Here is a 22,618-nt window from a genome sequence, read left to right as displayed (position 1 = left end):
TATTTTTATTTTTCACATAAACCTCATATTTTCAGAAAATTTTTACATAAGTCCTTCCAATGTGTTAAAAAAATCTCTACATCTGCTTTCTTTGTATTCCAGCCAAAACTTATTCTTACAGCATTTTTTCCTATTATATCAGAATGGCCCATGGCACGCAATACATGGGACGAATAAAGCAAGCCACTTGAACATGCACTACCAGCACTTATTGCAATATTATGCATGTCAAAATAAGCTACTTGTGCACTTTTATGTATATTTGCAGTAGCAAAACACGATGTATTCGGCAGTCTTTTAGTGCCATATGAGACAATAACAAGTCTATCATCTATATAATTCAACATTTCTCTCTCCATATTATCTCTTAAGAGTTGCACTGCTGACATTTTATCAACCAATTCACTAAGCCTTTCCATTAGCAATGCTGCACAAGATATTGCTAAAATATTTTCACTACCTGAGCGTAACCCATTTTCTTGACCACCACCATGAATTAATGGTTTTAACTCAATATCATCACGAAATAACAATGCACCACAACCATAAACAGCACCAAATTTATGCGCTGATACTGTCATGGCATCAACACCTAATTCCTGAAAATCTACTGGTATTTTACCTACTGCCTGTGCAGCATCTGTATGTAAAATTGCATTATATTTCTTTACTATATTAGATATTTCTCTCATTGGCTGTATAACACCAGTCTCATTATTTGCCAACATAATTGATACAATTACCCTATTATTTTTTGCATGATTGGCAAGAAGATTGTCTAAGCAATGCACATCAACCTCACCAGATATGTTGACTGGCAGAACTATAGGATCACTTGCAGCATTTATAATTGATAAATGCTCTGTAAATGGTAGAATAATTAATTTATTTAAAAAACTTTTAATAAACAAATTATTAGCTTCAGTGCCAGATGCAGTAAAAATACATTTAACATTAGCAGGACAATTTAACGCTTTAAGAAAATTTTGTCTAGCTTCTTCAATTATACTACGTGCTTTTTGTCCAGGGGTATGTGTTGATGATGCATTAGAGTTATTCATTGCATATTTTAATAAATTATCTAAAACAGCAGGATGTAGTGTAGTAGATGAATTATGGTCAAAATACCACATATTGCTAATCATAATATTGTTTTGTTTTTTTGTTGTGCTATGGTATATGTTATCTTTAATAAGATTGCAAAAAAATTATTATTATATAATAATATATTAATATATTAAACAATTATAAAATTACTTATAATTTAACTTTTTAAAATTTTAAAAAATAGGTATTGTTATGGAGGTTTTATGGTTGAGGTTTTATTTAATGGTCCAGCTGGTCGCATAGAAGGTGTTTATCATAAATCACCCTCACCAAATGCACCAGTAGCACTAGTCCTGCACCCTCATCCAACATATGGGGGAACAATGAATAACAAAATTGTTTATTATTTATATAAAACATTTGCTCTTAATAATTTTAGTGTATTGAGAATAAATTTCCGAGGAGTTGGTAAATCTACTGGTGAATTTAGCAAAGGTGCAGAAGGATTAAATGATGCAGCAGCTGCAATGGATTGGCTACAAAGCAGATACAATGGCAACATGATTTACTGGATTGCTGGTGTTTCATATGGCGCATGGATAGCAATGCAACTTTTAATGCGCCGTCCAGAAATTGTCAACTTTGTATCAGTGTCACCACCAATTGGCTTATATGACTTCTCATTTCTTTCTCCTTGTCCAACTACTGGGCTTATTATTCAAGGCGACAATGATAATATCGTTAAAGAAGAAAATGTAAGTAGCTTAATATCGCAAATTAAAGCGCAAAAAAGCAATTTAATTGACTATTATGTATTGCATGGTGCAAATCACTTTTTTGACAAAGAAACAGATGATATAATAAAATTACTTGATGAGTATATAAAAAAGCAAATGCACATTTTCAATACTACTGGTGGTATTAAAACTGATAAAAAACGCCGCCGCTTAAAGGTTTAATGACTCCTGTACAATTAGGATAGCTAATTGGAAGTCCTTTTATAGAACGCACTGCTAAATATGCAAATGCCTGCGACTCTATATTATTACTATTAATATCTAAATTATCTGCATTTACTATATCTATGTTTTTAGAAAAATTTTTTAAAAGACTTGTTATCAAATAATTTTGACAACCACCTCCTAATATAAGTAATTTCGACAAATTACATGAATCAAGCATGTCTAGAATAGGTTTGACAGTGCAAAATGCTGCTGTTGTGAGTGCATCCTCTGAAGAAAGATTATAGAAATTTTTCATATATTTATAAAAATAATTTTTATCCAATGACTTGGGTATTGGCATTTGAAAAAATGAATCTTGTAGAACTATATCAGATACTGCACTATTAATATTTCCCATATTGCTAGTAGTTGTCAAGGGAAGTTTTCTATCATTAAGTATGCAATCAATAATACAACAACCTGGCCCTACATCACCAGCCATCATTCTTTCTTCAGATTCAGCAACAATAGTAATATTAGATATTCCACCTATATTCACAATCCCAGTCCCAATGCCTATCAAACCTGACAAAAAATTTTGATGATATATTGGTACAAGTGGTGCCCCTTGCCCACCATATAAAATATCTCGTTCACGAAAGTTAAATACTACTGGAGTCTGCAAATGGTAAGCTAATAAATATGGATCACCTATTTGTAAAGTAAACATTAATTCTGGCTCATGATGAATTGTTTGCCCATGAAAACCAACAATTTCAGCTGAATGTAACTCATCTGGACTAAACAAATGCTTAACTGCTTCAATATGTTTTATAGTAAGCTCACGTGCTATGCTCCATTGATCACCAAAGCCTGACATTAAATGATTTATTTTTTTCTGTAAGTGTTTTGGATATGGCATAAAACCATCTTTCACAACCTTAATGTCATGCAAGCCATTGGTCTCTATCAACGAAACATCCACACCATCAGCTGATGTGCCACTCATCAATCCTATAGCTAAATATGATTTATTAAATTCAATATGTTTATGTTTATCTTGCATGTTATGCAAATCATCCACGATCATCTGCTCTAACCTCAGCATAATTAACAACTTTTTTAACACCAGCAATCCTACTTATAGCGTCAAGAACAATGTCTATTTCATCTTGATTTCTGGCAATACCCATGACATAAACCACTCCCTGAACTGTCTCTATGCTATAGTTAGCCATTCTAACATTTTTATGTAAAATCAATTTACCTTTAGCACTAGTTGTTATTACACTATCACGTAAATATGTCTCAAATTTTCCTTTATTGCTTATTTGTATTTCATCTGCAACAGCATTAACCCCTTGCACACCCCATGATAATTTCACAGCATCAATCTTCAATCTTGGATCATCAACTAAGCCAGTTAACACTACAGAACCATCTACAGATTTAACAGAGATAGCCAAAAATAAATGTTTAAAATTATATTTCCTAAAACTATTTTTTATTCTTGCCTTAATAATTGTATCATCAACTATAGTGCCAAATGTTCGCTCTTGTCTACTAGTGACACCAGCAATAGTAGTAGCAGTGGCAGTTCCTATAATAGCCGCTGTACAACCTTGTAACAGTTGAATTATTAAAGCAAATATAATTAAAACATATATTTTATTATACACAACACACCTACCAAATACTCAAAATCATAAAATAATCTTAAATAAGCTGTTACATATTGTAAACTGATTAAAGTTTACAATGCAGGACTTTTATCTTATTATTATCTATCTTTACTCTACACTATTGGTCTTAAAAGTATGTGTGGGATATTTGGTATGTACAATAGTGCTGCTAACATTGTTGAATCACTACTCTCAGCTTTAAAAAAACTTGAGTACAGGGGATATGACTCTACTGGCATAGCAATTATAGACAAACAAAATAATCTTATATGTCATAAAACACCTGGTAAGCTCAGTGATTTAAAAAAAATTGTTCCTAAATCACTAAGTGCTAATATTGGTATTGGACACACTAGGTGGGCTACTCATGGCATGCCAACCCATACAAATGCTCATCCTATATGTAATGATAAACTGGCAATTGTACATAATGGAGTTATAGAAAACTACCTAGAAATCAAAGAAGAATTAATCAATGAAGGCTATAAATTTTCTTCAGAAACTGATACAGAAATTTTAGCTTCTCTAATTAGCAGCAACCTAGCAAAAGGAATGAATCCAAATTTAGCATGTGCAAAAAGCTTAGCTAGAATAGATGGATCATTTGCAATAGCAATAATATTTAAAGAATATGAAAATCTATTAATTGGTGCAAAAAAAAAATCACCATTAGTTGTAGGATACAGCGATCATGCATTTATTATAAGCTCAGACCTTTATGCACTACCACCATCTGATGTTGAAAAATACATATCATTACAAGATGCAGACATGATAGTGTTAAAAAATGGGAAATTTACAATCTATGATCATGCAAACAAGATAGTTGACAGAAAAAGTAACCCAATACCTAAGTTGCCAACAAAAATTTTTGATAAAAGTGGCTACCAACATTTTATGCTTAAAGAAATAATGGAGCAACCAACTACTATACAAAACACAATATCTAAATTTTACAATCCAACAACCAACAATATTGACTTTAATTTTTTGCTGCCAATAATAAAATCAATGAAAAAGTTAACTATAATAGCCTGTGGTAGCTCATATTTTGCTGGATTTATAGCAAAGCATTGGTTTGAAGACATTACATCAATCACAACAAGCATTGAGCTAGCATCAGAATTTTGCTATCGCGAGCCTTTTATAGAAAAAGAGGAAACATTTCTATTTATCTCACAATCCGGTGAAACAGCAGATACATTACTAGCACTACGCAAGCTAAAATCGTTACATATTAATAAATTAATTGCTATTGTCAGCTTTGCAGAAAGCAGCATTGCAAAAGAGGCTGCACATATTCTAGAAACGCCAATTGGTCCAGAAATTAGCGTAGCATCAACAAAATCATTTACTGCCCAATTACTAACACTCCGAATGCTATCACTTACTGCTGCACTAAATAACAACAGCATAGCACTAGAAAAATACAAAAAAATATTGCATCAAACCATACAACTACCACTATATATAAAACAACTATTATGCAATTTATCAATAGTCTATGAGGCAGCTAATCTGTTGTCAAAACACAATAATGTGATATTTTCTGGTAGGGGTGATTCATTTGGCATTGCTCTTGAGGGTGCATTAAAAACTAAGGAGCTGTCATACATACATGCTGAAGCCATACCAGCTGGTGAGTTAAAACATGGAAGTATAGCACTAATAGATAACAACTTCCCAGTTGTGATGATCAATCCAAGCAACCATTTATTTCAAAAGACAATGTCAAATACTCAAGAAATTTATGTACGTAAGGCAAAAATAATTGGAATAACAGATATAGATGGAGCAAAAGCAATGTCTAAAATATGTCATTGCACAATAATATTACCATCATACCATAACAGCATAAACCCTATAACATATGCTATTATAATCCAAGCAATAGCATATCAAACAGCACTTTTGCGTGGTGTTGATATAGATAGACCACGCAATCTTGCAAAATCTGTAACAGTAGAATAATCACATAAAATGTATTAAACTCATTTTTTAAATTATAAGCTAATTAATTTTAATATTTTCACTTTGTTTAACTGAAAGAAACCATTCAACTGTTTTTCTAAGACCAGAGCTAATATCATGATTGGCTATAAAACCAATTTGCTGCTTAGATACTAAGTCATCACATACACGCCATGAATGCTGATCTTGTTCATATGAAACAAATTTAATTAAATCAGCATAAAGCTGTTTATTCTCTCTAGGTATTAATTCATCCATAATACTGCAAATTTTATGCACAATATCAATAGTATAATAAGTGTTGCTAGGTGATACAAAATAAGTTGAACCAGCTTTCCCTCGTGTAATAGCTAGATACATAGCATCACAATGATCACTAATATAAAGCCAATTTCGAACGTGCTTACCATCACCACGTATCGTAATTGAACACTCTCTAAAAGCATTATACATAACAGATGGCACAAGAGATGCAAGATTTGTTTGATATGGACCATATATACTAGGTGTTATCATTGCAATAGCTGGAAAACCAAATGACTCATGCCATGCTTTAATTGCATGAAATTTAAATGCCAATACTGCGCCATAAACAGAAGATGGTTTAATTAAAGATTGACAGCCAATCTTTGACCCAAATTCACCAGGGTCAAAAATATCTACTGGAAAAGTCCTTAAATAAACAAAACGCCTTTTTTGTACTTCTGTTAGTCCATTCCAATATAAAAATATTGTTTGTATAGCATTAGCAAAACCAGATAAATTAGTATCAACAAACCCACTATTCTCTTGACTGCTGGCCATATGCAGATAAGATGATTCTGTAGTTAAGTCAATTACTATATTTACATCATAATTCAATAAAATATCAGCCAACAATTTAGGGTTAGTGAAATTAACTTTCACTAATCTAGCTTTTTGATTAACAGCATTCACAATACTGTTAGCATTTATATAGTCCATAACCACAACATCATGACCACGCTCTATAAACAAATTAACTACATGCAAACCTATAAAACCCGCACCACCAGCTATCAAAACAGTCATATCAATCCTATAAATATAGAAATAAAACTACACTGAAATAGTATTATTACTAAAACAATATTATTAGCAAATCTTTTTGTTGATTAATAGTCTAATTATATGTAAGTTGTGACTATTTACCACCATGGCTTATTGAACAAAATGATAAACAAATATAATGACCATCATTGTTCCATAGCAGCCTCAAAAATGCTTAAAAAAAATACATATTTTAGCAATGCATTAAAATGGTATGAGGTAAAATATTTAAGCTGCTTTGTTGAAAAAGTTTTTGTAGTAATAATACTTGTTATTTCTGTATTATTGTTGACCACATTAGCCATATATATAAAATTTTACTATAAATCTAAAATACCACTTCCTATTATAAGAAACATTGAGCACACTACTGATGGCAGCCTAAATATCAAACAATTATTAAAAAACAATCATGATGACACACCACAAATTGCTACTGCTAAATATATGATTCAACAATATGTACTTTTCAGAGAAGCTTATGGCATGTATTCTAAAAAAGAACAATTAAATTACATTAAAGATAATTCATCTTACCAAATATATAGAGATTTTTTGGCACATATTAACAACATAGAGCACCAAAAATCTAAAAAGAAAACATCAAAGAAAGCATACTTTTATCCAATAATAGATAATATTAGCATTATACAAAATGAAAAACAAACAAAAGCAAGTGTAGATTGCACAATATATGTTATAATGGCTAATAAAATTATTGAAAAAAAAATGACAAAAATTAGTCTAGATTTTTCATTGTCCGATATATCATTAGTTAACAAAAAAATAATCCCTCTTTCTTTTCTTGTAAATAGCTATAATAGTGGTAATAATAATGATTAAAATATTAAATTTTATACTATTTCTTTATGCTAACTTTGCACTAGCCACTCAACATCCTAGACCAATGGCAGGAGAACCGCGAATAAAAGTCATAAACTATAACTCTAATGCCATACACTATTACTTAGGATTCTATGGCTATCAATCAAGTATATTATTTAATATTGATGAGACTATATCTACAATATCCATGGGCAATTCTACTGGATGGCAGCTAATCCCACAAAACAATAGATTGTTCCTTAAACCATTAAATGCCAATGCTGAAACAAATGCCACAATTATAACTAATAGACGCATTTATCATTTTGAGCTGCATGCTGAAGAAGCATCTAGTGTCAATGATCCTAAACTATCATATGAAACAAGATTTCTATACTTAGAAAACACTGGAATTACAGGAACTAGAAATTATGCAAGCACAAGTATTCCAGATATTACTGAAACTAACAACTTGAACTTTAACTATACCATCTCTGGTTCTGAGAAAATATCTCCTACAATGGTATTTGATGATGGGGAGTTTACATACTTACGCTTCAAAAGCATTAATGCAGAGCTTCCTGCTATCTTTGAAGTTGATAATCAGGGCTATGAATCAATCATCAATTATAAATCAATTGATGATTATATAGTAATTGAAAGAGTTAGTGCAGTATTTACATTGCGTGCTGGAAGTGAAGTTGCATGCTTATTTAATGAAACAATACCATTCCACAAAAAAGAAGTTAAAAAACGCAAGAAAGGTATTTTACAAAAACGTCGAAAAACATAAATTCTTGATTTCACATGCACTTTCCTCTATAATTTCTTGCAAAGGAAGTAGAATTAGGAAAAAAATGGCTCGTGTTTGTGAATTAACAGGCAAAAGTGTAGCAACTGGACATAAAGTATCTCACTCAAACCACAAAACTAAACGTAAATTTGCACCAAACTTAATTAGTGCCAAACTTTTTAGCTCTATGTTAAAGCAAAATTTCACTTTTCGTTTAGCTGCTAGTACTCTTCGAACCATAGATTATCGTGGAGGATTGGATCAATTTCTCATGAGATCAAAAAATGGCAAACTGACTACTTTAGCAAAGAAAATAAAGAAAAAAATATCATTAAATAACAATCAATGTTAGTTAGTGGTGTTCATTTTTTTACTGCTATCTTAACTTCCACAACTCTTGGTTTAATATCTGGTCCACTAGTTATTGAAAAATTAAAATTATATAATCCAACTGGAAATCCAATAAGAATAGATGGACCTAAATCACACATTATTTCTAAAAAAAATACACCTGCAATGGGTGGAATTATTATATTATTTGCACTAATACTGTCATCACTGGCATTTGTTAAGCTAAACCCCATGACTACCATTGTACTATTCACCACTATTGCATATGCCTTTATTGGTGGTATGGATGATATAAAAAAAATAACTCTAAAAACTTCTACTGGAATAAGTGCTAGGCATAAACTAATTATGCAAGCACTAGCATCAATGCCTGCTGCTATATTTTTTGCCTATATAAATAAGTATATTGTTATTTTTCCATTTGGTCTAGTTGCATATTTAAGCTATTTTTACATACTATATGCAATGATTATAATAGTAAGCGTAGTAAATGCAGTAAATCTTACAGATGGTTTAGATGGATTGGTTTCAGTTCCACTTATAATAGCAGTATCATGTTTTGCATTTTTTTCTTATACAACAGAAAACATAAATATCTGTATACTTGGTGCATGTTTTATTGGCAGCATTATAGCATTTCTTTGGTTTAATGCATATCCAGCAAAAATCTTTATGGGCGACATGGGAAGCTTAGCGGCTGGTGGATTTTTATCAACTATAGCATTAACCAGCAAAAAAGAAATCTTACTTATACCAATTTGTGCAATATTTATTGTTGAAGTATGCTCTGTTATTATACAAGTATCTGTGTATAAAAAAACCAAAAAAAGATTTTTCCTTATGGCGCCAATTCATCATCATTTTGAACAGAAAGGAATACATGAAGTTACTATTGTAAAAAGATTTTGGCTTATATCACTTCTTTGTGCTATAGCATCAATTATTATATGGTATTATGGCTACTAATTAAATACTGTGCTAAATTTTCACTAGACAATTGATATTACAGATGATAACATTTAGCATTAATCAACATTGGGCTTGTAGTTCAGTGGTTAGAACCCACCGCTCATAACGGTGTTGTCGTAGGTTCGAATCCTACCAAGCCCATTTTATCTAATTAACTTCATTAAAAATACATATTATTAGTAAAAAATCAATAGAATATTGGTATGCTTATTAAAAAAAATGTATTTTTATGCTAAAATCTTATAAAAAAAAACTTGATTTAGACAGCAAAACTCTTTTATCTAGAATTTGCACTACTGATAGTGCAAAGAATGTAAAAATCCAGATAGACAGTCTATTAAAAGATCTCATCATTAATAATAGCCTTATTAAAAGCACTGGTAGTAATAGTTTTATAATACGCAGCTATCTATTTGAAAAATCTTATGGAAAAGAATATGAAGAGGAATATGAAAAGGAAATTTTTGACCTGCATATACTGTTAATAAGCTTGCAAAGGCTTGGCTATCTAACTGTTTCAAATTCATATTATTTAAATAAAAATGAAAATATTACTAAAAATGATGCTATAGATGAATATATTGGTTATAAATTTTCAGTGGACAGTAGCTTGGCTGATGATACTGATAAGCTGAAAGAACTCATGTACTGCATGACTGCAGACAAAAAAGAGCAGGAAAAAATACTTGATTATTACAATAAAAATATTAAAAAAAATAAACTTACAAGTATAATAACAGTCTCTGTATTAGCTGTATTGACAGCACTACTAATAACTATTCTGATAATGGCTATAACAGGAGCAAGCATTGCCCTTGGTATTGGTGCTGGAATATTAGCAATTGCCTCTATTTTCACTGGGGGTATGATAATCAAAAATGTTACAGAATTCAGAAAGATACAGCAAAAAAAAATGAATGTTATACATTCAGGTGAATGGACCAAGGAAGTTGCTGAAACAATGATAGAAAATTATAATTCGCCATCAAAAACAAATTTTCTAAGCTCAACTGATCTGCTGCACATACCAGAAGAAAAATACTTGGACAAAGATGGAAATATATCAATAAGCAGGAACATATTAAAAAACAAACGTACACTGCCACCATCATTAAAAAAAGACAAAAACAATAAATATAGAAAACGCATCAATATTGTAACAAATAAAACATGGCGCACTATATGTCAAAATGGACATATACCAAAAAATACTGATACATTATTGCTTGTGCTAGATTTATTGTTTGTATCTGAGACTACTGCACTTTTGACAAAAATGGAATATATCTCCAGTTTCACAGATGATGTGCAGATAAAATTTAAATTATGTTTTGAGCCAAGTAAAACAGATGTGGAGCGCTTGCTCAATATATTAACTAAACTTAATATTGCTAAAAATATTCATAATTCCAATGAGGAGATTAGTTTTGTTTTAGAAGAAAACAAATTGAATGATCCAAAGGTACTAAAAAAAATAGCATACAGCATGACTGATGATGACTGTGAAAAAAAATTTATACTTAATCAAAATCTTGAAAATCAACAGCATAAATATTTTAAAATAAAACTTGCAATTACTGTATTAATTGGCTTACTTACTTCAGGAATAATTGCTGTTGCAGTGCTTATACCAACTGCAATTACCTTTGTGGCAGCCACATTGATAGTTACTGCTTTATCTATTAGCCTAGCAAAAGTTATTGAATCCAAAAAAAAATATAAAAACCTAGAAAAAGAAGTAGGGCATAGTACTCAAAATAATGACCTTGGCATAGAGGATCAGAATAAACAAGTTTATTCAAAGCCTTATACAAAAAATGATTTAATCTCAAATCACCTTACTAGGTCTCAAAAAGCAACAGATGAACTAAATGAACAAGAAAATTTGCACAATATTCAAGCAGCAGAAGAAGAGAGGAGAAAAAATAAAAAATCATATATTAAGGGATTAATAGCATCATCTGCTTTAACCACAGCTTTAGTGGGCTTTATAGTTGTTGCAGCACTTACGGCAAGCATAGTATCATTTGTATCAATAGGATTTTTTGCAATACTTTCAGCAGCAGTGGCTTTTAAAACATATGGGTTAAAAAAAGACTACAAACATTCAAATGAAAAACTAGAACGTGTACAAAATGCAGGTGATAATTTAGAAAAAACAAAAAAATTTAGTAGTACATCAACAGAGCATGAGATCACAACACCCAAACATGCTGTTACATCAGCATTAGCACCAATGATCTCTAGCACAAGCAGTCAGCCATTTGCTAGTAACAATCATACATCTAGTAAAATGCACTAACAATATTCCAAAACAATTTTTGCAAATTACATGCATTTGATTTGTATACAGCATAAATTTTAGTATTTATATCATACCTGATAGTATTAATTAATCTTTATTAACAATATATAGTTGCATAAATACTCATCAATTCAACCAATGCTGTAAAACGAACCATAACTCATTAGTGATAAAATAACACAAATAACTTCAACTGCAGAAATATGTTTATCTAATTAAATTTGTTTATAGCTGATTGCCATAATTGTTGTTATCATTTGCTTTTGCCAGCAAAGAGGTAACTATTGATATATCAAAAAAATAACCCTTCTTTCCATACATATATATGCAATTATTTTAACCCTAGTTGTGGTGCCACATATAATATTCAAAGATATATTTTCAAACACTATCATTTCAATAATGACTCAGTATATTAATATTCTATTTCACTCTTGCTAGCAACTTGATACAATTTTTATTTATTACATAACTAATATACTACTGTACTAGGTCTAATCTTATCTGAAATTGTATTTATTAAAGTTGATTTACCAAGCTATTGCCAGCAACTAAATACAAACTCACTTTATATATTGTTAAGTTTATTACATTTAAAGCAATAAAAGATCTACACTGTGGAAATGTTATAAATAAAATTAAAAAAAATGCTGATTGTTTTTAATAATACTTAGAAATGAAAAAAATATAATAATAACCTTTCCATAATAAAAATATAGATGATGAGTCTGTGTCTTAACTTATCTTGACCCACCCTTTAACTCTAAAAAAACTACAATCTCATATATAAAACAATAACTGGACAAGCACTGACAGATCAAACTAAAGCTTTTGTGATATATGAAAAGTAGATTCAAGAAAATTACAAAGACATATACTTCATATTTTAAAAAATATGGCAAACAATTAATAGGCTCATTTAGAATGAACATAGTTAAAACTTCTATATTACCTTGTATACATGATTGTTCATCTTATTAAAATAAAAAAAATTAAAAAAAATAAAAAATACTTATCTATATTGTAAAACAACTACAAATCATTATCTTAAAATAAGATTATATGAAAAAGATCACAAACATCAAACAAAATAAAAAACAAAACTAAAAGCATATCAAAAAATTAAATTCCAAGATACTTAGGAAAATATTTGAGTTAAGAAGGTTTAATGATAAACAGATACAGTTATGTGTATAAAGGATATAAACCTAAATATAAATAATATAGATGAGACAGTAGCAATTAATAGAATATATCAAAGCTGATGAAATATACAAATTTAAATAAAAGAAATTAGTATATTTCTTAAAAAGAAAAAGTGTAAACTATAATGTAAAAATAATACTTCTCCAATGCAAAAGATAAAATCATATGTAATATAATATTTGATATAAAGCCAGTGCTTAAATTTTTTAAAAATTATCTAATTATCCAAATTTTTTACATATTAACCAAAAAAATGAGTAAGATGTGATATTTCAGTTCTTGTTGTGCAATTAACTCAAAAATAAGCACCAAAAAAACAATATATTTTAATTACAAGCAAAGATTACACTAAGTTTTGTGATGGTTTTTACAATGATAAAAAAACAAGAAGAAAAGTTAATGGAAAAATTTGTTTTTATAAAAATACCATAAAATAAGAAGGAGGCTAAAAACATATGATTTTTCCACCAAAAGTGATGAAAACATAAATCCTAAAATATTAGAGAATTAATAGAACACTTAGTAACAAAGATGTCATGGTATGCTAATAAATGGTAATAGTAGTACCACAGCCAAAAATTAATCAATAATGTATTAATATACAGAATTAATTATTAGAAGCCTTAACCCCTTTGTTTAACGTACAATTTTACATCACCACCTAATCCATCTTCTATAATTTTAGCACCAAAGCTAATTCCAGCACTAACACCTAAAACACCTTTAAATAACATTAGAACCAGATATAATGAGCTTACTTTCTTGCCAATTTTATCATTTATTGTAATGCATCCAGTTGATAAAATACTAACATTATTTTGCACATTGCCACATGCTTTTATACTAGAACTCCTAGCATTGCTATCTTCAGTTGGTTCATTTTCTAATTTTTTTATCACTGTCAATTCCTGCAATGTTTACACTACCTAACTTATCTTTAAAAATAGCCAAGGAATAAAAATTCTCACTTGGTATTCCAACACTATCTGTGACTCCAGTTATAAAGCCAGTTACCTGCATTACCATTCCTGACAGCAACAATATTAATACCACTAAATTAGCATTAATTAATTTATTAACAAAACCACAAACAATTAAATCTTTGGTTGATCCACCTGCAATTCCAGTAATATTAAGATCACCATCATTAGTGATTAACATATTGTTATCATATAACACTAATCCACCATTGATTTGTTTAATGCTAGTTGCTCATAACATAACCTTCAGTGGCAAGATTGCCATTTTCAACAGTTAAATTAGCTCTCCAGAAAACATATTACCTTTAATTAAGGTGTTGCCATTAAATGTATTGTTTCCAATAAAATCACCTTTGTTGTAATCATATAAAATACCTTAAAAAAATTATTAATCTAATTATCTTATTAAGATTTCTAATAAATTAGAACAAAAAGATTTTTAATGCACAGTTTATTAAAATTTATTGTTATTTACAGCACACCTTCTATGTTAATTTGTCTAATATGATATTTTTGACTATCATCAATACTATTACTTAATTCATTTAACAATACTAAATAATCAGATGGATTCATAAAAGAAACACACAGAAAAATCCCTATGTTATTTTTAACAAATTCAGAAAATTTATGCAAAATTGATTTACATGCAGCATTAGCATCAAACCTACCCATCACTCTTGGTGGTGCTTTAACATCCCAAAGTCTATTCCATCCATCCTTTAAATCTGTACGCTTGGGGCCACGTGATACAGTTATTCCCATAATACCATCACGCTCTAGCTCAAATGCAACCATTGTTTCAATTAAGCTTGAAATAGTAATTTTACCACCATGATCTGGATCTGATGCCATGCTCATAATAATTTCTACTGATTTATTGTAAATACTTGATATTTTGTTTAACAAATGTCCTGAATTAAATGCATTTCTATAATTATCATAATTTAGATATTCATATGGTGCTTCATCAACAAGCACATCTGTAGAACTATTGCATACACTGCTAAACATTTCATGTTCAATAATTTTAGCCATAAAACCCTCTTAATAAATTAAAAAATACCACTATCAATCATACTACAATCTTTAAAAATACGATCAGCAATTTTGTCTATATCGCCAGCACCCATAAACAAAACCAAATCACCTGTCTGTATAGTTTCTTTTAAAAATGCCAGTAAATCATTGTTTGACACATAATAAACAGAATTACAATTGTTACTTTTAAGATAATTATACAAATCCTCAGTTGAGCCACCGGAAATAAGCAATTCTCCATTTGCACAAACATCAAGTAGCACTATTGGATCACTTAAGGTACTAAGAACATTGGTAAAACTATCAAATAATTTACTAACTCTTGAGTATCTGTGTGGTTGAACTATAGAAAGAACCCTGCTATGCTCAGTAAAACTTTTTGCAGCAGCAATAGATGCTGCAATTTCTGTTGGGTGATGTGCATAGTCAGAGACAAATCTAATACCATCAATACTGCCTAAAGTTGTAAATCTTCGATCAACGCCAACAAAACAACTTAGGCCATTTTTTATACTTTCCACATCAAGACCAACAATACATGCTACACCAATTGCTGCTAATGCATTCAAAACGTTGTGCATACCATTGGCCATTATCTTGCAGCTATCAATCTTATTAAATCCAACCTTGCTAGCAAAACTCTCTGATAATATCACATCAAAAACAAAATGTCCATTTGTAAAATGAATATTTTGGGCACACACATCAACATTATTGTAGTTAATGCCATAGGAAACATACTGATCTAAGGTCAATGTTTTTATTGTCAAATTCCTAGTTTCTACATCATCAAAACAAACTACCGCATAACCCAATGGATCAATTCCAGCTAAAAACTGTCTAAAACTATCCTTCAAATTATCAAAACAACCATAAAAATCCAAATGATCATGATCTATATTTGTAACAACAGCTATTGATGTGGGTAGCTTGGTAAAGGTGCCATCTGATTCATCTGCTTCTGCCACAAACCAATTACCATCTCCATGCTTTGCATTACATTTTAAATCCAACATAATTCCACCATTAACCACTGTTGGCTTTAGATCTGCATTAATTAATATAGATGATATAAAAGCTGTAGTAGTAGTTTTGCCATGACAACCAGCAACAGAGATTGATTGCTTAAAACGCATTAAAAAAGCCAAAAGCTCTGCTCTGCTAATTATTGGCTTACCTAATTCTAAAGCATGCACTATCTCAGGATTGCTATCAGTAACAGCAGTAGATCTTGCAATTAAATCTGCATTAACAATATTTAATGAGTTGTGCCCTATAAAAATCTCTATTCCATGATTGCATAACTTCTTAGTATTGGCACTTTGATGCACATCAGAACCTTGCACTCTGTAACCCAATTCCTTTAATATAAATGCTAGTGCACTCATCCCTATGCCACCTATACCAACAATATGTATTATTTTATTGGCCCAAATAGATCTAAAAGACATGTGAACTCCAGAAAGCTAAAGCAACTTATTAGATTATGGCATTATCCATAATATAAATTTTATTGCAAGCATAAAATGTTTCTATATTATTTACTAATAATATAGCATTCAATAATGAAAAATACTTGAGCAAAATACGTACAATTATATTTTTCATTTTAGCAATTGCCTATCTTCAGGTGGCGAGCAATAGAGACAATGTAGACAAAAACAAAATAAGCAACCAAGAACTTTACAATAATAAAATGACCATAATTGATGATAATGGTAAATTTATGAAAATTAGCAGTATTAAAGACTTTAAAATGTTAATTTTTATCTCCATAGATGATTGTGATAATAAGTGTGTAAGCATCATAAAAACAACTGAACTAGTTGCTATAAAAGGCCAGCAATTACCCAAAATCACACCAATTCTTATTACAACTAATTCTTACCATGATAGTATCAACAACATACAGACCTTTAAAATAAAAAATAAAATCAATATTAAGAGTGTTATAATAGATAACTATAGCTTAATGGCAATCTTTCACAAACTAAATAATGACAACTATTCCTATAAAACATTACCAATGATTTATCTCGTTCACCCTGATAATAAACATTGGCTGGAGATAGAAAATAGCAATAACTTTAACGATGCAACAAATAATATTTATAAAAATATACTAGAATTAAGAAGAATGTAGACTTATTTATATAAATTTGACAAAATGATCATGTGATCAGCTAACATAAACTAGAGTCAATATGTTCAAAGATCTCAATTATTCATATATATTACTATTTTTAATAGCTACATTAATTCTTAGCATATGTGCATTTATTTTGCCATCAGTACTAACATCACGAAATAAAAATACCAAACTATCAAATGACCATTATGAATGTGGTATAAAACCATTTTCTAATACAGTAAACATATTTCATATAAAATTTTATTTAGTTGCTGTTCTCTTTGTTTTGTTTGATGTTGAGGTAACTTTTCTTATACCATGGGTAACAAGCTTGGGAAGTTCTATGTATTATGGTTTTATTAGCATGATGATATTTAGTTCTTTTATGGCTATTGGTTTTTTATATGAATGGTATAGTGGAGTTTTGGAATGGTGACAAACATAGACACAATGCTGCATAGAGCAAAAACAGATAAATCAACAGGATTTATCTTGGCAACCACTAATCAAATTCTCAATTGGGCGCGCAGTGGTTCATTGTGGCCATTAACATTTGGTCTAGCATGCTGTGCTATTGAAATGATACAAACTGCTTCTGGCAGATATGATCTTGAAAAATTTGGCTCAATGTTTAGGCCAAGCCCAAGACAAGCTGATGTGCTAATTGTAGCAGGAACCCTTACCAATAAAATGGCAAAAGTTATTCGTGAAATATATGATCAAATGCCAGATCCAAAGTATGTTATTTCAATGGGTAGTTGTGCTAATGGTGGTGGCTATTATCACTACTCATATTCTGTGGTACGTGGATGCGATAAAATAATTCCTGTTGATATATATGTTCCAGGGTGCCCACCTACAGCAGAAGCATTATTATATGGCTTGGTACAGTTAAAACAAAAAATATTGAATAGCAAACCTATTAACTACTAATTTTACACTTATCAGATAATTTGCTCTTTGTTGTATCTATGCCATGCTCTTTCAAAACAGAATGCATTACTGAATTGAGCTTTGGCAGGCAAGCATAATGAAAATCAACAACAAAACTAAAAGCATGAGTAGACATTCGATGACACTCCCAGTGTATCTTCTTTGCTATATCATCAATAGAAAGATAACGATCATGCTCAAATGTTATCAGGACATCACAATAAGATAATGCATCAGCATCACAAAGTAACTGAGAAGCAAAATCACTAGCACCTTGTTCATGATTTTTTACAATATTAAATCCCCTATGTGCCTCTTCTTCAGAGGCACCAGATTTTTGCATTATATCTGCTATAATACCACCACTCTTTTTATGTGAACTTTGACGATAGCTAACATAGTCTTGATAGGCACTTCTATGCAAACTCCCGGGTAAGGCACATTCAATATCATGCCCTAATGCTGCAATTTTTAATACATCATCTACATTTATACAAGTATCTCCATTGTCAAATCTATTTCTAGCTACTTTCTCAACCCATTGCAAAACATTGCGAGCATGTAATAAATGATATTTTGCTCGTGGTGCACTGTTTAAAATATGAAAAATCTCACGTACTGCACTATCATAAAACTTGCTACCCATATGTAAAACTCAATATATATTTACGTATAATTTTAAACTTAACTACTAATACTAATGTGTTTATAAAACTATTGTTTGTCAAGCATAATTCAAATTTAATTATTCAATATATTTTACTAAAAATTAAATAAGCTAAATTATATAATTGATTATAATTAGGTTTGTATAATCACGGAAATAAATAACATTCTTATTACATTTAATTAAACAAAAAAACTTTTTACAAACTAGTTGCATTTATATTAATTTCATATATAATACCAATTAAGATTAGGAGAAATCCAATTAGCCTAATCGGCAAAATATTAAAGTTTTATAAAATTGGAGGAAATGGATGCCCAAAAAAACTACCCAGCAATTAATGTATTCGCGTTTTGCTTCTGGTGATATGCAAAGCAAAACAACAAGAAGAGTAAGTGCTCTTGAATTCACTGATGAACATGTTTCAAAATCAAAAGACTTACTAACAAAAAAGTTAGAATCCTCTACTAGCACAGAATTTTTACATACTTTGAAAAAAGCAGAATGGCATTTTTCATCTATAATGTCAACATTACAAGATGCAGCTGCAAAGTGTGCTATAGATATTGATAATCTTGTCTCATCTGAGAAAAAAAATGTTGCAGAGCAAGCACAAATAATAGAATCTTTTGCTGCTACTGGAGGCAACTTAGACAATCCAAGTCATAAAATACTAAAAGACAAATACAACATGGATGATGCTTCTATTCTCAAGCTTAAAAAAGTTACTAAACATGAAAATTACTGTGTTCAACCAGCAGCTAGCAGTCAAAGTGTAAATCTAGTATTACGTGATCAAGCTGAAAATGATAAATTTATTAAAGACTATCAAAAATGTTTAAAAGAAGCAGATGCCAATCTTAGAGATCATATGTTTGTACCTTTAGGTGTAATAATTAGAAGAGGCAGAGATGCTCTTATTAAAAAAGGTTTAGACAAGTCAAATTTAATTACTGAACTTGCAAAACTAGTAGCAGAATCAAAACCAATTAATGCTAATCCTGAACTTACTGTTGGTGGACTTGGAGTTCAAATTATTGATAAAAAAACTAAAAAAGTCTGTACGGACTATAGACAAGGTGGCCCCCTTTTATTAACTGCAAAAAAGATTACTGAAAATGAAGCAAAAAAAATGCTTGGAAAAGTTGATGTTGATGCTAGTGTTGACCTTGAAATTGAACTTTATGTTGATGCTTTTAGGGAATTTTTAAAAGAAATTGGTGCATCAGAACTTGATGCATATAATCTTGATGATCTAGATAAATCCTTGAATGGTACAGACTATGAAACATCTGGCAAAGAAAGTACATTATCAACACTGAGAGATGATCACATTAGCTGTATGCCACGTATGGTACGTATTAAAGACATAAAAAATGAAGAATTGCTACAAGTTGCAAGAGAATATGCTAAAAAACAAGAAGATGTAGAATATGAATACTATACAACTAATGATACGCCAATAACATCAATAGATCATCTGGCAATCAAAGAACAATTTGCAGGTTCTTTATTAGCAGAGCATGTATCTGCAATTAATAGTGCAAAATTAAATAATAGTAATAATTTTAATCAACCATGTTTGCATGTTGCATCAGAAGTTAAAAATGAATTAGGATACAAAACAATTTGTAAAATTAGCCATAGTGATCAGCAACTCTCAAAAGAAAACTTAACCTTCCAACCAGTGATTATAAACACTGTCAGAACGCTTCCAGTAGATCATGTAAAAAATGGTATTGATGAAGATAACTTAGTTGAAACAACTTATTCTATAACCAATAAACCAGCAAATGGAATATCTAACTTTTTAGACTCCATAGATATGATTTCAAGACTCAGGTCAATGGGCATGATAAAAACCTCTGATAATTTTCTTTTAGATCCATCTATTGATGCTTTGGAAAAATATAGTGTTAATAGCTCTGATACAAAAAATATTGTTCGCATAAGCATACAGCATGGTGATAAAAAAACTAACTTAAATGTTGTTAAAGAAGTGAGCGATAGCTTAAAATCTATATTTGGAGAAGACTTTCACATTGCTTTAGTAGATAAAGATAAGTGGACTTTTGATTTGAAAAATTCTCCTAAGGAAGAAAATAAAGAAAAAGTTTATAAAAACATTATAGGCCATACAAAAGAATCTGATCCTTTTGCTATTCTCATGAAATGTGCTGATTTTGCTACTACTGCTACTTTTTTAGGAACTGTTGAAGATGAAATATTAAAAGCTATTAAACTAGATGAAACTTTTGAAAAAGCACAACTCAAAGAATATACATTAGAAATTGTCAAACAAATTAGAGCACAATCAGCAACTTATAATCCAAAAAATGGCAAGCTATGCTTTAAACTAACATTGCCATCTATGCCATCTGAAAATGCAGAAAAAATAGCAGATTACTTGACTGAAAATATATCACAAATATCAACTGAATGCGTAGAAACAGATAGTGGTAGACATGTAATAAAATTTACTGCAAAAAATAATCTACCTGTACCTAATTTTACAGAACATGAAAATTTATATAAATTTTTAACAGATGATGAAGAGAGCAAATTTTTAGTAGATTTATCAAAAAACTATCAACCAATAATCTATACAGAAGTAAGACTAAGAGCACAATCCGAGGCTGAAAAGACAGCAAAAGAGAGAGCTGAAAAACCAGTAGCAAAAGAGAGAGCTGAAAAAGCAGTAGCAAAAGAGAGAGCTGAAAAAGCAGTAGCAAAAGAGAGAGCTGAAAAACCAGTAGTTGCTAAAAAAGAAAATTCAAAAAAGATAGAAAATGAGCAAAAACTTGATGAACTCTCTAAACCAATGCTTAAATTAATTCAAGAAATACAGAAAACAGATAAAAAAGCTGAAGATAAAACAGAAGATAAAAAGACAGAAGATAAAAAGACAGAAGAAGCAAAAGAATTGGCAAGAATAATGTTTGTCTTAGGATCTCATCAACATGTTAAGCTCAGTGCAAAAGATACCACAGAAAAAAAAGAAGAAAAAGATGAAGGTATTTCAAAAGAAATGCACTCTATCATGGTAGACATTACCCACCTTGCAGCAGAAATAAAATCTGGCAGATTAAGTATATTGCATAGAGTTGAAAAGGCACTTAAATCATTACTATTAACATTTGAGAAATTTTTTAGAATCATAGTTGATTGGCTCAATACTCCAAATGGTGCTAAAATTCTTGAAAGAATAGTTAGTGATAGTGGATGCACATTGGAAGAAGTAAGAACCAATATCAAGGAATACATAGAAGAACAAAGAAAAAATAAAGACACCTCTATAGGTAGTATGAGTGAAACAGAATATAAAGCATTGCTTGGTGTATCAGAACAATTTTTTGCATATGAAAAAGAAACAATTTTTCAAATTATTCAACAAGTTTCTGATGTTTCTCAAGATAAAACAAAATCTTTATCTAAGGCAATGGCTGATAATTTTGTTCTCAAATTAAATGATAAAGTGATGACATTTGAAGAGTTGTTAGATATGGCAGTAAACACTCCAGTTCAAACAAATCCAGTTCAAGAAACAAATCCAGTTCAAACAAATCCAGCCAAAGAAACAAATCCAGCCAAAGCAGGTACTCCATCTACAAAATTAACAGAAATAGCAAAAGCTCCAGCTGTTAATACAACTGCAGCAACACCTTTGGTGAAAGCAGTAGCATAAACAATAAGCAAACCCCCCTC

The 22,618-nt window shown here is 30.3% G+C and carries 20 protein-coding genes and 1 tRNA gene; 12 read left to right on the top strand and 9 right to left on the bottom strand.

The features are described from left to right. Positions 1-23 precede the first annotated feature (23 nt). On the bottom strand, positions 24-1,145 hold the full coding sequence (locus tag AABI72_RS03630) for a cysteine desulfurase family protein (RefSeq protein WP_338364499.1): 1,122 nt from the start codon (positions 1,143-1,145) through the stop codon (positions 24-26). A gap of 165 nt (positions 1,146-1,310) precedes the next feature. Between AABI72_RS03630 and AABI72_RS03625 the strand changes: the two genes are divergently transcribed. Further along, complete coding sequence (locus AABI72_RS03625; protein ID WP_338364497.1) at positions 1,311-2,006, top strand: alpha/beta hydrolase; 696 nt, start codon at positions 1,311-1,313, stop codon at positions 2,004-2,006. On the opposite strand, the gene AABI72_RS03620 is transcribed toward AABI72_RS03625, so the two are convergent. Further along, entirely contained in the window at positions 1,969-3,099 is a 1,131-nt protein-coding gene (locus AABI72_RS03620; protein ID WP_338364495.1) for an anhydro-N-acetylmuramic acid kinase, read from the bottom strand. The two genes, AABI72_RS03625 and AABI72_RS03620, sit on opposite strands and share 38 nt — an antisense overlap. Further along, entirely contained in the window at positions 3,068-3,670 is a 603-nt protein-coding gene (locus tag AABI72_RS03615) for a BON domain-containing protein (RefSeq protein WP_338364493.1), read from the bottom strand. The genes AABI72_RS03620 and AABI72_RS03615 overlap by 32 nt, the downstream gene beginning before the upstream one ends. Positions 3,671-3,808: 138 nt before the next feature. On the opposite strand from AABI72_RS03615, the gene glmS reads away from it, so the two are divergent. After that, on the top strand, positions 3,809-5,644 hold the full coding sequence (gene glmS, locus AABI72_RS03610; protein ID WP_338364491.1) for a glutamine--fructose-6-phosphate transaminase (isomerizing): 1,836 nt from the start codon (positions 3,809-3,811) through the stop codon (positions 5,642-5,644). 39 nt (positions 5,645-5,683) lie between these two features. Here the strand turns inward: glmS and AABI72_RS03605 are convergent, their stop codons facing one another. After that, a complete protein-coding gene (locus AABI72_RS03605; RefSeq protein ID WP_338364489.1) occupies positions 5,684-6,694 on the bottom strand; it encodes an NAD-dependent epimerase/dehydratase family protein in 1,011 nt (336 codons plus the stop codon). 189 nt (positions 6,695-6,883) lie between these two features. Between AABI72_RS03605 and AABI72_RS03600 the strand changes: the two genes are divergently transcribed. The 6 genes from AABI72_RS03600 (at position 6,884) to AABI72_RS03575 (ending at position 11,952) form a co-directional block, all read left to right on the top strand. Continuing rightward, positions 6,884-7,555 carry a VirB8/TrbF family protein gene (locus AABI72_RS03600; protein WP_338364487.1) on the top strand — a complete coding sequence of 224 codons (672 nt, stop codon included), beginning with the start codon at positions 6,884-6,886 and terminating at the stop codon, positions 7,553-7,555. Beyond that, complete coding sequence (locus tag AABI72_RS03595; protein WP_338364485.1) at positions 7,548-8,330, top strand: TrbG/VirB9 family P-type conjugative transfer protein; 783 nt, start codon at positions 7,548-7,550, stop codon at positions 8,328-8,330. The genes AABI72_RS03600 and AABI72_RS03595 overlap by 8 nt, the downstream gene beginning before the upstream one ends. Before the next feature lie 64 nt (positions 8,331-8,394). Next, positions 8,395-8,682 (top strand): 50S ribosomal protein L28, encoded by a 288-nt coding sequence (gene rpmB / locus AABI72_RS03590; protein ID WP_338364483.1) that lies wholly within the window; start codon positions 8,395-8,397, stop codon positions 8,680-8,682. After that, positions 8,676-9,647: a phospho-N-acetylmuramoyl-pentapeptide-transferase gene (mraY, locus tag AABI72_RS03585; RefSeq protein WP_338364481.1), complete on the top strand. Its 972-nt coding sequence runs from the start codon at positions 8,676-8,678 to the stop codon at positions 9,645-9,647. The genes rpmB and mraY overlap by 7 nt, the downstream gene beginning before the upstream one ends. A 71-nt stretch (positions 9,648-9,718) precedes the next feature. Further along, positions 9,719-9,791 (top strand) — tRNA-Ile (locus AABI72_RS03580). An 88-nt stretch (positions 9,792-9,879) separates the two neighbouring features. Further along, positions 9,880-11,952: a hypothetical protein gene (locus tag AABI72_RS03575; RefSeq protein WP_338364478.1), complete on the top strand. Its 2,073-nt coding sequence runs from the start codon at positions 9,880-9,882 to the stop codon at positions 11,950-11,952. 1,832 nt (positions 11,953-13,784) lie between these two features. Here the strand turns inward: AABI72_RS03575 and AABI72_RS03570 are convergent. From AABI72_RS03570 to murC, 4 genes are all read right to left on the bottom strand, one after another. Continuing rightward, complete coding sequence (locus tag AABI72_RS03570; RefSeq protein ID WP_338364476.1) at positions 13,785-14,060, bottom strand: hypothetical protein; 276 nt, start codon at positions 14,058-14,060, stop codon at positions 13,785-13,787. Beyond that, a complete protein-coding gene (locus AABI72_RS03565) occupies positions 14,038-14,340 on the bottom strand; it encodes a hypothetical protein (protein ID WP_338364473.1) in 303 nt (100 codons plus the stop codon). The genes AABI72_RS03570 and AABI72_RS03565 overlap by 23 nt, the downstream gene beginning before the upstream one ends. A gap of 272 nt (positions 14,341-14,612) precedes the next feature. Continuing rightward, the gene (locus AABI72_RS03560; RefSeq protein WP_338364471.1) at positions 14,613-15,179 is read right to left on the bottom strand and encodes a hypothetical protein; all 567 of its coding nucleotides are present in this window, start codon (positions 15,177-15,179) and stop codon (positions 14,613-14,615) included. Positions 15,180-15,196: 17 nt separating this feature from the next. Further along, positions 15,197-16,633: a UDP-N-acetylmuramate--L-alanine ligase gene (gene murC / locus AABI72_RS03555; protein ID WP_338364469.1), complete on the bottom strand. Its 1,437-nt coding sequence runs from the start codon at positions 16,631-16,633 to the stop codon at positions 15,197-15,199. Between the two features lie 179 nt (positions 16,634-16,812). On the opposite strand from murC, the gene AABI72_RS03550 reads away from it, so the two are divergent. The 3 genes from AABI72_RS03550 (at position 16,813) to AABI72_RS03540 (ending at position 18,246) form a co-directional block, all read left to right on the top strand. Continuing rightward, a complete protein-coding gene (locus AABI72_RS03550) occupies positions 16,813-17,325 on the top strand; it encodes a hypothetical protein (protein ID WP_338364467.1) in 513 nt (170 codons plus the stop codon). A 61-nt stretch (positions 17,326-17,386) separates the two neighbouring features. Next, on the top strand, positions 17,387-17,749 hold the full coding sequence (locus AABI72_RS03545) for an NADH-quinone oxidoreductase subunit A (RefSeq protein ID WP_338364465.1): 363 nt from the start codon (positions 17,387-17,389) through the stop codon (positions 17,747-17,749). Next, a complete protein-coding gene (locus tag AABI72_RS03540; protein WP_410520604.1) occupies positions 17,743-18,246 on the top strand; it encodes a NuoB/complex I 20 kDa subunit family protein in 504 nt (167 codons plus the stop codon). The genes AABI72_RS03545 and AABI72_RS03540 overlap by 7 nt, the downstream gene beginning before the upstream one ends. On the opposite strand, the gene AABI72_RS03535 is transcribed toward AABI72_RS03540, so the two are convergent. After that, on the bottom strand, positions 18,236-18,892 hold the full coding sequence (locus tag AABI72_RS03535; protein WP_338364463.1) for a DUF4202 family protein: 657 nt from the start codon (positions 18,890-18,892) through the stop codon (positions 18,236-18,238). The two genes, AABI72_RS03540 and AABI72_RS03535, sit on opposite strands and share 11 nt — an antisense overlap. 334 nt (positions 18,893-19,226) lie before the next feature. Between AABI72_RS03535 and AABI72_RS03530 the strand changes: the two genes are divergently transcribed. Next, positions 19,227-22,598, top strand: coding sequence for a hypothetical protein (locus AABI72_RS03530; protein ID WP_338364461.1), 3,372 nt, complete (start codon positions 19,227-19,229; stop codon positions 22,596-22,598). The last annotated feature ends 20 nt before the right edge of the window (positions 22,599-22,618 follow it).

The organism is Candidatus Xenohaliotis californiensis (assembly GCF_963930935.1).
In the GTDB taxonomy this organism is placed as follows: Bacteria; Pseudomonadota; Alphaproteobacteria; order Rickettsiales; family CAWVOK01; genus Xenohaliotis; species Xenohaliotis californiensis.
The sequence above is the reverse complement of the archived record's forward strand: the minus strand, read 5'-3'. Positions and strand labels throughout refer to the sequence as shown.

What these genes read in the sequence shown, in the direction of transcription:
- AABI72_RS03630 (WP_338364499.1), bottom strand. Translation starts at nt 1,145, where the DNA reads ATGATTAGCAATATGTGGTATTTTGACCATAATTCATCTACTACACTA.
- AABI72_RS03625 (WP_338364497.1), top strand. Translation starts at nt 1,311, where the DNA reads ATGGTTGAGGTTTTATTTAATGGTCCAGCTGGTCGCATAGAAGGTGTT.
- AABI72_RS03620 (WP_338364495.1), bottom strand. Translation starts at nt 3,099, where the DNA reads ATGCTGAGGTTAGAGCAGATGATCGTGGATGATTTGCATAACATGCAA.
- glmS (WP_338364491.1), top strand. Translation starts at nt 3,809, where the DNA reads ATGTGTGGGATATTTGGTATGTACAATAGTGCTGCTAACATTGTTGAA.
- AABI72_RS03605 (WP_338364489.1), bottom strand. Translation starts at nt 6,694, where the DNA reads ATGACTGTTTTGATAGCTGGTGGTGCGGGTTTTATAGGTTTGCATGTA.
- AABI72_RS03600 (WP_338364487.1), top strand. Translation starts at nt 6,884, where the DNA reads ATGCTTAAAAAAAATACATATTTTAGCAATGCATTAAAATGGTATGAG.
- AABI72_RS03595 (WP_338364485.1), top strand. Translation starts at nt 7,548, where the DNA reads ATGATTAAAATATTAAATTTTATACTATTTCTTTATGCTAACTTTGCA.
- rpmB (WP_338364483.1), top strand. Translation starts at nt 8,395, where the DNA reads ATGGCTCGTGTTTGTGAATTAACAGGCAAAAGTGTAGCAACTGGACAT.
- mraY (WP_338364481.1), top strand. Translation starts at nt 8,676, where the DNA reads ATGTTAGTTAGTGGTGTTCATTTTTTTACTGCTATCTTAACTTCCACA.
- AABI72_RS03575 (WP_338364478.1), top strand. Translation starts at nt 9,880, where the DNA reads ATGCTAAAATCTTATAAAAAAAAACTTGATTTAGACAGCAAAACTCTT.
- AABI72_RS03560 (WP_338364471.1), bottom strand. Translation starts at nt 15,179, where the DNA reads ATGGCTAAAATTATTGAACATGAAATGTTTAGCAGTGTATGCAATAGT.
- murC (WP_338364469.1), bottom strand. Translation starts at nt 16,633, where the DNA reads ATGTCTTTTAGATCTATTTGGGCCAATAAAATAATACATATTGTTGGT.
- AABI72_RS03545 (WP_338364465.1), top strand. Translation starts at nt 17,387, where the DNA reads ATGTTCAAAGATCTCAATTATTCATATATATTACTATTTTTAATAGCT.
- AABI72_RS03540 (WP_410520604.1), top strand. Translation starts at nt 17,743, where the DNA reads ATGGTGACAAACATAGACACAATGCTGCATAGAGCAAAAACAGATAAA.
- AABI72_RS03535 (WP_338364463.1), bottom strand. Translation starts at nt 18,892, where the DNA reads ATGGGTAGCAAGTTTTATGATAGTGCAGTACGTGAGATTTTTCATATT.
- AABI72_RS03530 (WP_338364461.1), top strand. Translation starts at nt 19,227, where the DNA reads ATGCCCAAAAAAACTACCCAGCAATTAATGTATTCGCGTTTTGCTTCT.